Origin of the sequence: Paraburkholderia sp. SECH2 (assembly GCF_030464795.1) — a bacterium.
In the GTDB taxonomy this organism is placed as follows: domain Bacteria; phylum Pseudomonadota; class Gammaproteobacteria; order Burkholderiales; family Burkholderiaceae; genus Paraburkholderia; species Paraburkholderia aspalathi.
Genome location: NZ_JALPRH010000001.1, coordinates 478,495 through 490,581, shown reverse-complemented (window position 1 = coordinate 490,581; position 12,087 = coordinate 478,495). Strand labels below are relative to the sequence as shown.

General features: G+C 59.3%; 10 protein-coding genes. 5 read left to right on the top strand and 5 right to left on the bottom strand.

All coding sequences use genetic code 11. The features are described from left to right. The first annotated feature begins 487 nt into the window (after positions 1–487). The 5 genes from M0D66_RS02235 to M0D66_RS02215 all read left to right on the top strand — a co-directional run bounded on the left by M0D66_RS02235 (position 488) and on the right by M0D66_RS02215 (position 7,062). Positions 488–973: a porin gene (locus M0D66_RS02235; RefSeq protein WP_244869879.1), complete on the top strand. Its 486-nt coding sequence runs from the start codon at positions 488–490 to the stop codon at positions 971–973. A 230-nt stretch (positions 974–1,203) separates the two neighbouring features. Then, complete coding sequence (locus M0D66_RS02230; RefSeq protein ID WP_200651765.1) at positions 1,204–2,148, top strand: helix-turn-helix domain-containing protein; 945 nt, start codon at positions 1,204–1,206, stop codon at positions 2,146–2,148. 332 nt (positions 2,149–2,480) lie between these two features. Continuing rightward, the gene (locus M0D66_RS02225; protein ID WP_266208871.1) at positions 2,481–3,614 is read left to right on the top strand and encodes a lactonase family protein; all 1,134 of its coding nucleotides are present in this window, start codon (positions 2,481–2,483) and stop codon (positions 3,612–3,614) included. 213 nt (positions 3,615–3,827) lie between these two features. Further along, positions 3,828–4,895, top strand: a complete 1,068-nt coding sequence (alr, locus tag M0D66_RS02220; RefSeq protein ID WP_211707508.1) for an alanine racemase — start codon at positions 3,828–3,830, stop codon at positions 4,893–4,895. 232 nt (positions 4,896–5,127) lie between these two features. Next, a complete protein-coding gene (locus M0D66_RS02215) occupies positions 5,128–7,062 on the top strand; it encodes a bifunctional diguanylate cyclase/phosphodiesterase (protein WP_266208870.1) in 1,935 nt (644 codons plus the stop codon). Positions 7,063–7,113: 51 nt separating this feature from the next. Here the strand turns inward: M0D66_RS02215 and M0D66_RS02210 are convergent, their stop codons facing one another. The 5 genes from M0D66_RS02210 to M0D66_RS02190 form a co-directional block, all read right to left on the bottom strand. Next, positions 7,114–7,908 carry an ABC transporter ATP-binding protein gene (locus tag M0D66_RS02210; RefSeq protein WP_266208869.1) on the bottom strand — a complete coding sequence of 265 codons (795 nt, stop codon included), beginning with the start codon at positions 7,906–7,908 and terminating at the stop codon, positions 7,114–7,116. A 2-nt stretch (positions 7,909–7,910) separates the two neighbouring features. After that, positions 7,911–9,206 carry an ABC transporter substrate-binding protein gene (locus M0D66_RS02205; RefSeq protein ID WP_234486631.1) on the bottom strand — a complete coding sequence of 432 codons (1,296 nt, stop codon included), beginning with the start codon at positions 9,204–9,206 and terminating at the stop codon, positions 7,911–7,913. 124 nt (positions 9,207–9,330) lie between these two features. Next, the gene (locus tag M0D66_RS02200) at positions 9,331–10,398 is read right to left on the bottom strand and encodes a branched-chain amino acid ABC transporter permease (protein WP_211707511.1); all 1,068 of its coding nucleotides are present in this window, start codon (positions 10,396–10,398) and stop codon (positions 9,331–9,333) included. Between the two features lie 8 nt (positions 10,399–10,406). Then, positions 10,407–11,288 (bottom strand): branched-chain amino acid ABC transporter permease, encoded by an 882-nt coding sequence (locus M0D66_RS02195; protein ID WP_266208868.1) that lies wholly within the window; start codon positions 11,286–11,288, stop codon positions 10,407–10,409. A gap of 13 nt (positions 11,289–11,301) precedes the next feature. Beyond that, positions 11,302–12,081, bottom strand: coding sequence for an ABC transporter ATP-binding protein (locus M0D66_RS02190; RefSeq protein ID WP_093636993.1), 780 nt, complete (start codon positions 12,079–12,081; stop codon positions 11,302–11,304). Positions 12,082–12,087 lie beyond the last annotated feature (6 nt).

Below are 12,087 nucleotides of genomic sequence, written 5' to 3'. Positions count from 1 at the left end.
TGTAACGAATGGTATGGGACGCCCGATCGGCTGCCTCTACACAAAAGTTAGATTCGCTGGCATTTTTTTGTCGTGTGGTGGAGGGGGTGTCTGCGGCAGATCGTCGGCGAAGTGAACTGTGCGGTGAACGCGATGCGACGGCGGGAGCCGGTCATTGAATTCGTCGGCGAAAGACCTTTTCGCTGGATTGCTCGAAAAAATGCCAGTGAATCTAGTTTTTGTGTAGGGACGTGCGATCGCACATCCGATATTCTTACTTCGAAGCCAGTGCGTCCGGTGACTGGAGCCTTCTTCGAATCGTCGACGCGCGATGGCGAACGCGCAGGATGAATACACGGTCCGGCAATCGGACCGTGCCACGTCGCCCAGAAAATACATATGCAGTGGTACGTGGCCCGGATCCGTGCGCGCGGCGCAAACAGCGCACACGAATCGAGTCCACGCGCGCCATGGACTCCATCTCATCGAGACGCATGCGCTTGCGTCGATGCGTCAGGTCAAGAACGCGGCAGTCCGCTATGCGAACGGGTCCTTTCGTGCGGCTGCAGGATATGAACAGGCGGCCAATGCGGCCGGAACCTCAATCCTGAAGATTTTCAATGCAGGGGGCTCTGTCGGGGTGGGGGCTGCCCGGTTCTATCTGGCATACCATACGGAGCATCAGACCGATAACAGCGTGAAGCGTGACGTCTACGAAGCATCGGGTTCGTACTCGTTTAGTTCCGCTGACCAGCTTTCGCTTATGTATGGTTATGCGCATGATCAAACAGGCAAGGGGAACAACGCACAGCAAGTGGGCTTGACCTATTCCTACTCCCTTTCCAAGCTGACCACTCTATATGGCTCTACTGGGTTTATCCAGAATCGGAATCGCGCGCAATTCACGCTCAACGGCACCGGGTATACCGGTATTGCGGTCGCGCCGGGCGCTGACACGCGCGGCATCATCGTTGGAATGTTGCATAGATTCTGATGGTGACGGCATCGCTGCCGGGAGATCGATGCCATCGTTCGGGTAAATCGCAGGTCATGCCTCGCCGAAATGTATGGAAAAATATGGACTGTTTCCGCGACTCCATGAGAGGGTTATGATGGAATCGAAAAAATAAGGACCGCGCGGAATCAGCGCCAGAAGTCTTCTGCGTAAGGCCGGAATGTCAATGACGGCCGCTACCCAATCGATTCGGCGGCCAAGGAGACTTTATGACACATAGTGCCGTGGCAAAGTACCAGCCCAAATCGATCCCCAAAACAATGCTGACAACCGTTCCAAAGGTCCGTTTGTACGTTGAACGCCCTGAGGATGAAAACTGGTTTGTGCACGTTGGGCATGTCACCGACCGGGGCCGCTGGCGCACCGAACCTCACGCGCATCCTGCCTATGGCCAGGTGATATTCGTTCGTAGCGGGCGCGGTGTAATGAATCTCGAGGGTAGCAGTGTGCCATTCGAGGGTCCGTGTGCCTTGCTGTTGCCGACCGAATGCGTTCACGGTCTCGACTATGAGATCGACGCTGACAGATGGGTCGTGACGATCGAGGTAGCCTATCTGACGCAGGTTAACGCCAAACTCCGTGAGTTCATCGCGCTCTGGGCGTTGCCCCGAATGATCCCACTCTCCTATTCCGCCGAGGCGGGAATGGAGTTTGCCGGCTTGATCGAGAGCCTTAAGCAGGAGGTCGAGTCAGATGCTGTCGGCCATGTGGTCGGTACAGAAGCACTGCTTACGACGCTTCTGCTCATGCTGGTTCGTGAAACACGTTTGGACCAGACTGGCAATGACGGTGCAACACGCAACGATGTTCGCCAGGTTGATCGCTTCCGTAAGTTGATTGACGAACATTACCGGGAGAACTTACCGCTTCAGGACTATGCGTCAATGATGGCCATCTCCTTGGTGCAACTGCGTGCGGCCTGTGCCTCCGCTGCGGAGCAAAGCCCTACAAAAATGATTCACGCACGCATTATCACTGAGGCAAAGCGCAACCTCATTTTTGGCGACATGTCGGTGGAGCAGATCGCCTTTTGGCTTGGTTTTGCAGACGCCGCGTACTTTACGCGTTTCTTCCGGAGAGAAGTCGGTCAAGCGCCAAGCCAGTTTCGCCTCGCTGCTCGACAGCAGGCTCAGCGCAAGGTCCTGTCGCAATAGGTGGGTCTGTGATTCGGATGGACCCTGAATGTGCAATAGGCGCGATCGAAAAATACCAGTGAATCTGATTTTTGTGCAGGGACGCGCGGTGGCGAATCGAATACGCTTAGCCAGCCCGTTCACCCCGTTGACAATGCTGAGACCGTTGATCGCTTTCACCGACATTGCGTCGTGGTGAGCCGGGGCCGGGAATGACGGATGATTGCCCGCACGCATTCCTTGAGCAATATGGAGCCAGACTGCGTGTGCATTCTTCCCACACTATCTGACCTCCAAGCTAGCGGACTATGACACGGCCCCACCAGAGAAACAGGTTGATGCGGTACGGAGCTGTGGCGGTATTTATAACGCTTACGTTGTTAGCCGGAATGCACAGCGGCCACAACAGTGCCGCTACGTTACTGGAACATGCACAAACGGAACTCGTCTACGTGGGAACACAGGAGCGGCAGATTCACGCGCTGCGCTTCGACGCGTCCACCGGCAAACTGACCGTCATCGGCCCGGTTGCTGAGGGGCTGAAATCCACATGGGTCGCTGCGCATCCTCGCTTGCCGATCCTCTATGCGGTCGACGATGACAATACGAGAGAGGGAAGTGTCACCGCATATGCCGTGGATCGCGGGACCGGCGCGCTCACCAGATTGAACGAGGTCGCCACAGGCGGTAGCGGAACCACGAATCTGGGCTTGGACATACCCTCCATGACCTTACTCGCTGCCAATTACGGCGGTGGGTCTGTATCGAGCATCGCGGTCAACGGCGACGGAAGCCTGGGCTCACTCGCGTCCACGATCAAGGAGGCAGGTTCCGGGCCGAACCGGCGGCAGGCGAGCGCGCATGCCCACAGCGCCGCAGTCGATCCGTCCGGCCGATACGCACTCGTTCCCGATCTGGGTGCTGATCGCGTGTTCGTTTACGGCTTTGACAGGGTCACCCATACGTTGTCGCCGGACGACGGGACGCATTCACGGTCTTTCATTGCCCCGCCGGGCAGTGGCCCCCGCCATCTGGCTTTCGGAGTGAGCGGTCAGTTCGTTTATCTGCTGACCGAACTGACTGCCGAAATCATGGTGCTACGTTGGGATGCGTCGCAAGGACGTTTGACGCTCGTGCAATCGGTGCCGACAAGCAGCCCGCAATTTCAGGGTGTGAAAAGCGGCGCCGAGGTCGCGGTCAGCCACGACGGGCGTTTTGTCTATGTCGAAGACCGTGGAGAAAACGCGCTAGTTGTCTATCGCGTTAGCCCCGATTCGGGAGAGCTTTCGCTGGTTCAGCGCACGTCCTCGGGCGGTGAGAGGCCATGGGGATTTGCAATCCACCCGTCGGGAAAATGGATACTGGTCGCCAACCAACGCAGCGGCAAAGTGAATGTGTTCAGCATCGACCCTGCGTCAGGCAGGGTGTCGGATACCGGGCAATCGGTTGACATACCTGCTCCTGTCAGTATCGCGTTTGTGAGGTGATGGACCCTCCCGGCGGACCGATCTCCGGAACCGCCGGGAAGGGTTTCAAGCAGCAACGAGCAGCCAATAGATAAACCCAAAAATCCAAACAATACAGTGACAAAAACTGGCTTGAGCTGGATACGATAGTGGAAAAATCTGCCTGTAGGCCGCAAAGCCAGTCTTTACCAACGGGCATTCATTCCCTTTCCAAACTAGCCCTCAACGCCTCCTATGCCACGCCCGATCGTTGCACAGATTCATCCCGCCGCAGTCAGCCACAACCTCTCCATCGTCAAGCAAAGGGCTTCTCGATCACGGGCTTGGGCCGTGGTCAAAGCCAACGCATACGGACACGGAATCGATCGCGTTTTCCCGGCACTCGCGAATGCCGACGGCATTGCGTTACTCGATCTCGACGAAGCAGTCCGTGTGCGCGAGTTGGGTTGGACCAAGCCGATCCTTCTTCTGGAAGGCGTGTTCAAGCCAGGTGACGTGCAAATCGCCCAACAGTTCGATCTTTCCATGGCCGTGCATTGCCGTGAGCAACTCGATCTGTTGCGCCTGTCGCCGTCGCATGAACGCGTCAACGTGCATCTGAAGATGAACTCCGGGATGAACCGACTCGGATTCCGGCCCGATGCGTATCGTGCCGCGTGGGAGCAGGCCAGATCGATTGCGGGCATTGCGGACATCACGTTGATGAGCCATTTCGCGAATGCTGATGATGGCGATGTGGCATGGCAGATGGATCGCTTCGATGCGGTGACTCAAGACATACCGGGTCAACGAAGCCTCGCGAATTCAGCGGCCGTTCTGTGGCATCCCCAGGCGCATCGAGATTGGGTGCGGCCAGGTGTCGTGCTGTACGGCGGTTCGCCCACCGGTCAGTCGCGCCACATCGACGACGTGGGCTTGCGCGCTTCGATGACACTTCGGAGCGAAGTGATCGGTGTGCAGTCGTTGTCGGCGGAGGAAACGGTTGGGTACGGCCGCGCCTTCGCCGCGAACCGCGAGATGCGTATTGGTGTGGTCGCATGCGGGTATGCGGACGGATACCCGCGGCACGCGTCGACGGGTACGCCCATCGCTATCGACGGCGTCATGACGCAGGTAGTGGGCCGTGTTTCGATGGACATGCTCACGGTCGATCTGACGCCGTGCCCGCATGCGCAGATCGGTTCCAAGGTCGAACTGTGGGGCGACCAGGTCAAGATCGATGACGTCGCTCACGCATCCGGAACGATCGGGTACGAGCTGATGTGCGCTTTGGCAAAGCGGGTGCCTGTAGAAATAGCCTGAATGACCGCATCTCTCGCCGGAGCGTGAAGCAATCCGCAAGGGATGCTCGCGTCTTCGGACGGGAGGCGCCGCCGCATTGCCTGTAGGACAGGCGTAATGGTGTCTAATGAGGGTGTCCAATGAGGGTGTCTAATAAGCCAGCGCAATTGCGTTGTAACGGACAGTGGGTGTTTACGTAATAATTGCGAGGCGTGTCCGAGTCGACCCATTAACCATTAAAAATGCGCAGGTCATGGCTTTCAGCGAACCAAGGTCTCCATTTTTCAAGTGGGTGGTGTCCTCCGCTCAGAACCTGAGCGCTGACAATCGGCAAATATTGCTTGCCAACCTGTTCACTCGAACCGCGTCGATTGTCTTTGCGTCGATCTGCGAAATCAGTGTCTGCGCAACCGCTTACTACCTTTATCCCAGAGCCCTTTACGCGTGGTGGGGCGGCGCCGTGGTTGCGCTGCTGATAACGCGTCTCGCGTTGATCTGGCTGTGCTGCGAGCGCAGTGCCCGCAATCTGCCAACCCCTACCTCAGCTTTTCTCTTTGCCAGTCTTCTCTGGGCGGTCCTGTTCGGCTATGGCACTTTTTTGTGCAATACCAGCGGAAATCAGACGCTTTTTCTGCTCGGCAACGTTTGCGCCGTGGGTGTGATCGGCGGACTAGCCGGGCGCAATGCAGGCACACCCAGGCTGGTGCTTCTCCAGATTTCGTTCATTCTCGGGCTGTTGGGTTGCGGGGCGGCGCTTTCTCCCGGCTCCGGCAAGCTCGTGCTGCTGTTTCAGGCGCCGTTTTGCGCGGCAGGCTTCTTTACCGTGGCATTGCGCAGCAATCGCGACACCGTTGCGTTACTGCTGGCGCGTGAAAGCAGTCATCGGTTGGCTCACCAGGACAGTCTCACAGGCCTGCCTAACCGCGCCCGCATTACCGAGCTGCTGCTGGAACGTACGGCGGCAGGCTCGTTACGGCAGAATCATCGATTTGCCGTTCTACTAATCGACCTTGACGGCTTCAAGGCGATCAATGACAGCCTCGGTCACGCCGCCGGCGATCAGATCCTTCAGGAAGCGGCGATTCGATTGCGTGAAGTATTGCCGACTGGCGATCTGGTCGGACGCCTCGCCGGCGACGAGTTTGTTGCCATTACCGACGGCACGGCGTTGACCCGCGACGTCCATTTGCTGGCAGACCGTATCGTCAAAACGCTCGCGCGACCTTTCACACTCAGCGAAGCGTTGGTGCATATCGGCGCGAGCGTGGGCGTCTCGCTCTATCCGGAGCACGCAAAGACGGGACCACAATTGCTGATCTGCGCGGACCGCGCGTTGTACGCCGTCAAGCGCAGTGGCAAAAGTGCCTTCTCTATCTTCGATGCCGTCAGGCACGCATCTGACGAAAGTTTGAGCCTTCTGCGAAGCGATCTGGAAGGCGCGATGCAGTCTTATAGCGATCTGCGCATGGAGTATCAGCCGATCGTCGATCTCGCCGACGATACGATTTCCGGCCGTGAGGCGCTGCTTCGCTGGACACACCCGACGCGCGGTGAGCTTTCCCCATCCTCGTTCATTCCGACGGCCGAACGTACGGGCCTTATCCTCGCACTCGGTGAGTGGGCGTTGCTGCAATCCTGTACGGAAGCTGTCACATGGCGTGATGCAGTGAGCGTCGCCGTGAATGTTTCGCCGGTGCAATTGCGGGAGGAATCGTTCGCGTCGACGGTTGCGGCGATCCTCAGCAAGACGGGATTGCCGCCCGCGCGCCTGAATATCGAAGTCACGGAAACGGTATTGTTGAGCGACGATATCGTCACCCGGCACAACGTCGAGAACCTTCGCGCATTGGGAATCGGCCTCGCGCTCGACGATTTCGGCACAGGATTCTCAACCATGTCGACGCTTGTGCGCTTCTCATTCGACAAGCTGAAGATCGACAGCTCGTTCGTAAAAGAGTCCGTGCATCGACGCGAATCCGCGGCCGTGGTTCGCGGGATTGTGGCGTTGGCACGAGAGATCGGCATGCCCACTACAGCGGAAGGCATTGAGACGCAGGAGCAGTTGAATTTCGTGCGCGTCTGCGGATGCACGCACGCTCAGGGTTTTCTTCTGGGCAAACCGGTCCGGAGTGAAGAGATCCCGCACCTCGAAAAAAGGCTGGCTGCGCATTCCGCGGATAAGGAGTGAGAGATTTTATCGACCGGCATGATATTAGTTTCCGCGGCGTTGGCCGACCAGTCACAGGACAGAGTGGCGCGACCCTCTGCGCGTGCCGCTCGTGGCGGATTGGCCACGTCCAAGATAGGCGTCGCGCAACGTATCCAGTTCCAGCAACGCCTCTGCCGTCCCATGCGCAACCACGCGGCCGCCTTCGAGCACATACCCGGACTGCGCATACTGCAGCGCGATCGCTGCATTCTGCTCTGCCAGCAGGAAGCTGACGCCGTCGTCGCGATTGAGTGCTGCCACCGTCTCGAAGATCTCTTCGACGACTTGCGGGGCGAGCCCCATCGACGGTTCGTCGAGCAACACCAGGGAAGGCCGCGCCATCAACGCGCGGCCGATCGCGACCATCTGCTGTTCGCCGCCGGACGTATAGCCTGCAAGCGCCTTACGACGCTCCTTGAGTCGCGGGAAGGTGCCGTAGATACGTTCGAGATCCACCTCGAGATCAGCGCGGGCAGGTCGTCGCACGAACGCGCCGAGCCGAAGATTCTCCTCCACGGACAAATGCGCAAAGCAGCGCCGTCCCTCCAGCACCTGGACGAGGCCGCGTTCGGCGAGCGTCCACGGGTCCGCATCGGTAATCGCATCGCCGCGATACGCGATGCGGCCCGACGTGAGCTCGCCCCGTTCCGCGCGAATCAGGCTCGAGATGGCCTTCAGCGTGGTCGTTTTTCCCGCGCCATTGCCGCCCAGCAAGGCGACGATGGCGCCGGACGGCACGGTCAGCGAAACGCCGCGCAATGCCGGAATGAGCCGGCTGTAGGTCACGGCGATGTCCTCGACCTGCAGAATCGGGGCTGCGCTCATGCTCAGAGATCCTTGCTGCAATCGCGCGGCGTAATGCCCTTTTCCTTGGCATACGCGTTCGCCGATTTCTCGATGATCGGGCGCAACAGTGCACGATCGGCCTGAACCCAGCCGCTAATCACCTTCCATTGCTGACCGTCCCATTGCTGGAAGCGGACGGCGCCGCCGCCTTCGTGATCGGAGCATGAGAGCTTCAGCGGTTGAACCAGGCCGTACGCACCCAACTGCTTCAGACGCGCGTCGTCGAGATTCAAGTGCTCAAACCCCCAGCGCACCTGTTCGCCCGTAAGCGGTTTGTCGCCGAACCTGGCCTGAGCCACGCGCAGCGCTTCGACGTTGAGAATACCGTTGACGACGCCCAGGTTGTAATACACCGTACCGAAGCGCGCCGGGTCCTTCAGGTTGCCGTTGCCGGGTTTGATCACATATTGATTGATCGCCTGAAGTACCGGAAAGTCGGTTCCGGAGGGATGCGTGGTAATCGAAATGAAGCCCTTCGCGGCGTCGCCTGCCGGACGTGCATCTTCCTCCGAATTACTCCAGATGTTGCCGATGATGTGATTCGCCGGGAAGCCGACCTTTTGCGCGGACTTCAACGCGACCGGATTCATCACGCCCCAGCCACGCAGAATCACCCAGTCCGGATTGATCCGGTGGATAGTGAGCCACTGCGAGCCTTGTTCGTTACCCGGATGCGGGACTTCGATCTGCGTGAGTTCGAAGCCGTACTTCTTGGAGAGCGCATCGAGCACGGGAATCGTCTCGCGGCCATAAGGGGAACCATGGTAGAGCACCACGATCTTCTTGCCTTTCAGCTGATTCAATCCGCCTGACTGCTGGCCGATGTAATTGACGATCGCCGAGACTTCGCTATACGGGTTGAGTTGAAGCGGAAACACGTACGGAAATACTGCACCGTCCGTGGAATCCGTGCGGCCGTGATTGATCGTGACCAGCGGGATCTTGTCGACGGTCGAACGATCGAGCGTCGCATAGGCGATCCCGACCGAGAGCGGATTGGTCGCCGCAGCCGGCGCGCCGTTCAGGCCGCTCTTGAGCCGCTCGTAGCACTCCACGCCTTTTTCCACGACGTATTCGGTTTCGCATTCGCTCCACGTCAGCTTGACCCCATTGACGCCGCCATCGCGTTTATTGATGAGGTTCATATAGTCGATAAAGCCGCCGAAGAAGCCACTGCCGCCCGCCGCATACGGCCCGACGCGATAGCTTTGCAGCGGGAAGTATTCTTCGCCCGCAGCTTGCGCGGTGGGCGCAAATGCGGCGCTAAGGGCAAGCATCAGGCTCGCGGCAGCGGCGACGCGCGAGACTGTCCCGCGCCTTTTGAAGGAGTCGATGAAATTCATACTGGATGGACCTTGAATGGATAAACGATGGATTAAAGGGTGATGCGTGAAAGCGAAGTCATGGGCGCAGCGGCCAGTCATGCAGACGATTCCACGCGGTCTGAACCAGTCTTGCGAGTCCGTCCGGTTCCTTGATGAGAAAAACGATGATCAACGTGCCGAAGAGGATTTTCTGCAGGTTCTGCAACTGACCGGCTTCAATGCCGATGCTGGCCAGCGCGCCTGCGGCATTGGAGAGAAGAATGGGCAGCAGCACGATGAAGGCCGCCCCGAGAAAATTCCCGCCGATGCTCCCCATGCCGCCAATGATGATGATGAACAGCACCTGAAACGACAGATTGAGATCGAAGCCGTGCGGCTCGACCGTGCCCAGATAGGCAAATGCCCACAACGCGCCGGCAATGCCGATCACAAATGAACTCAGCGCGAATGCGAGCAACTTGGTGCGGCCGGTCGGGATGCCGATCACGCGTGCGGCCGTGTCCATATCGCGCACGGCCATCCAGCGTCGGCCGAGTTCGCTGCGTACGAGGCGGGTCGCAAGAATGAACAGGACGGTGGTGACGCCGAGTACGAGCAGATAGCGTGCGGCCGGCGTGTCGATTTTCCAGCCGAATGCCGTCAGGCGGGGCGCGCTGAGTACGCCCGAGGTGTCGTTGTTGGAAAACCAGCTGACTCGCGTGAAGATCCATTCGACAAAGAACTGCGCAGCCAGTGTCGAGACGATCAGGTAGAAGCCTTTGATACGCAGACTCGGCAAACCGAACACCGCGCCCACGGCGGCAGTGATCAATCCCCCGAGCAATAGGTCGACGACCAGCGGCAACCCCGGCACCCGCACCATGAGGTTGTAGGTGGCATAGGCGCCGACCGACATGAACGCCGCGGAGCCGAGCGAGAGCTGGCCCGCGTAGCCCGTAACCAGGTTCAGCCCGAGTCCCGCAAGCGATAGCACGAGGAACGGAATCAGAATGGCATTGAGCCAGTAGTCGTTGCCGAGTATCGGCACGGCGACGAACGCAATCAGCGCGAGAATCGCCGCGAACCATAGCTTCAGCCCCGGCAATTGCACCGGGTACGGTTTGATCCGACGTAGCGTGTTCTGCGTGGTGTGAAGAGATGACATAGCGGGCCTCACACGCGTTCAACGGCGGGTTCGCCGAACAGACCGACTGGCCGCGCGAGCAGGAATAGCATCGCGAGCAGATAGGGAAACCAGTTTTCAATCCCGCCGCCGAGCAGGCTGCCGACATAAACCTCGGCAAGCTTTTCCGACGCGCCAATCAGCAGGCCACCGACAATCGCCCCGCCGATCGACGAAAACCCGCCGATGATCAGCACCGGCAGCGCCTTCAGCACCACCAGCGAGAGCGAGAACTGCACACCGAGCCGAGCGCCCCACAGGAGCCCCGCCACGAGGCTGACAAAGCCGGCGAGAGCCCATACGATCGCCCACACGCGCGGCAGCCGTATGCCGATAGCGAGCGCGGCGAGCGGATCGTCGGCGACTGCGCGCAGCGACAGCCCGAGCCGCGTGCGCTGGGTCAGAAGCGACAGGCCGATTACCAGCACGCCGGCGGTCGCCGCGGCAAAGACGTCGAACTGGCTGATCATGACGCCGGCCACGTTCAGCGGTTTGTCGTCGATGCCGAGGTCCAGACCGTGCACCTGGGCGCCCCAGAATAATTGCGCGGCGCCTTCGAGAATGAAGCTCAAGCCGAGCGTCGCCATGAACAGCACAATGGGCGGGCGATTCACCAGCGGCCTTAACACGAGCCGGCCGATCAGCAACGCAATCAGCACCAGGGCCGCTAACGTGATCGCAAATGCCAGCACGGGGTGCATGTGCCGCTCGACGAGGCTCACGTACGTAAGCGCACCAAACAGCACCATCGAACCCTGTGCGAAATTGAACACGCCGGACGCTTTGTAGATCAGCACGAAGCCGATCGCGACCATCGAATACATCACGCCCGCCAGCAATCCGCCGACGAGTACTTCGAGGAAAAATCCCATGTCGTTCAATCTCTCAGTGACGGGTGCCGAGATAAGCGGCCAGTACGTCCGGGTTGGTGCGCACGTCGGCAGGGGCGCCGTCTGCGATTTTCTTGCCGTAATCGAGCACCACCACGTGATCCGACAGGTCCATCACGACACCGATGTCGTGCTCGATCAGCACGACAGTCACGCCGAATTGCGTGTTGGCGTCGAGTACATAACCGGCCATTGCACGTTTTTCGTCTGCGTTCATGCCGGCCATCGGTTCGTCGAGCAGTAAGAGACGTGGCTCGGCGGCGAGTGCGCGGGCCAGTTCAACGCGCTTTTGCACGCCGTACGGCAGGGTGCCGACGGTGGTATGGCGGTAGCGCTGCAAATCGAGCGCTTCGATCACGACTTCGGCATAACGGCGTTGCACCGTCTCATCGCGGCGCGCACGGCCAATGCTCAAAGTCTGTTCAAGCCATGTGCTGCGCCGATGCAGATTGCGGCCGGTGAGCACGTTGTCCAGCACGCTCATCCGTCGAAACAGTGCGATGTTCTGAAACGTGCGGGCAATGCCGCTGTGCGCCGCGTGATACGGATTCATGCGCCGATAGATACGGCCGTCGAAATTCACGCTGCCTTGCTGCGGTTGATAAACGCCGTTGATCACGTTGAGTAGCGAGCTTTTACCCGCGCCGTTCGGGCCGATCAGTGCGCAGATCTCACCCGTGTGCACGGCGAAGCTGATATCGGTGACCGCTTTCACGCCCTTGAACGACAGCGAGATATGGTCGAGCGAGAGCAGAGCGTTTGAGGATGAAGTCATTGGACG

Bases quoted from the DNA above. Each gene is read 5' to 3' on its own strand.
- M0D66_RS02190 (WP_093636993.1), bottom strand. From the start codon at position 12,081: ATGACTTCATCCTCAAACGCTCTGCTCTCGCTCGACCATATCTCGCTG.
- M0D66_RS02200 (WP_211707511.1), bottom strand. From the start codon at position 10,398: ATGTCATCTCTTCACACCACGCAGAACACGCTACGTCGGATCAAACCG.
- M0D66_RS02195 (WP_266208868.1), bottom strand. From the start codon at position 11,288: ATGGGATTTTTCCTCGAAGTACTCGTCGGCGGATTGCTGGCGGGCGTG.
- alr (WP_211707508.1), top strand. From the start codon at position 3,828: ATGCCACGCCCGATCGTTGCACAGATTCATCCCGCCGCAGTCAGCCAC.
- M0D66_RS02230 (WP_200651765.1), top strand. From the start codon at position 1,204: ATGACACATAGTGCCGTGGCAAAGTACCAGCCCAAATCGATCCCCAAA.
- M0D66_RS02210 (WP_266208869.1), bottom strand. From the start codon at position 7,908: ATGAGCGCAGCCCCGATTCTGCAGGTCGAGGACATCGCCGTGACCTAC.
- M0D66_RS02215 (WP_266208870.1), top strand. From the start codon at position 5,128: ATGGCTTTCAGCGAACCAAGGTCTCCATTTTTCAAGTGGGTGGTGTCC.
- M0D66_RS02205 (WP_234486631.1), bottom strand. From the start codon at position 9,206: ATGCTTGCCCTTAGCGCCGCATTTGCGCCCACCGCGCAAGCTGCGGGC.
- M0D66_RS02235 (WP_244869879.1), top strand. From the start codon at position 488: ATGCGTCAGGTCAAGAACGCGGCAGTCCGCTATGCGAACGGGTCCTTT.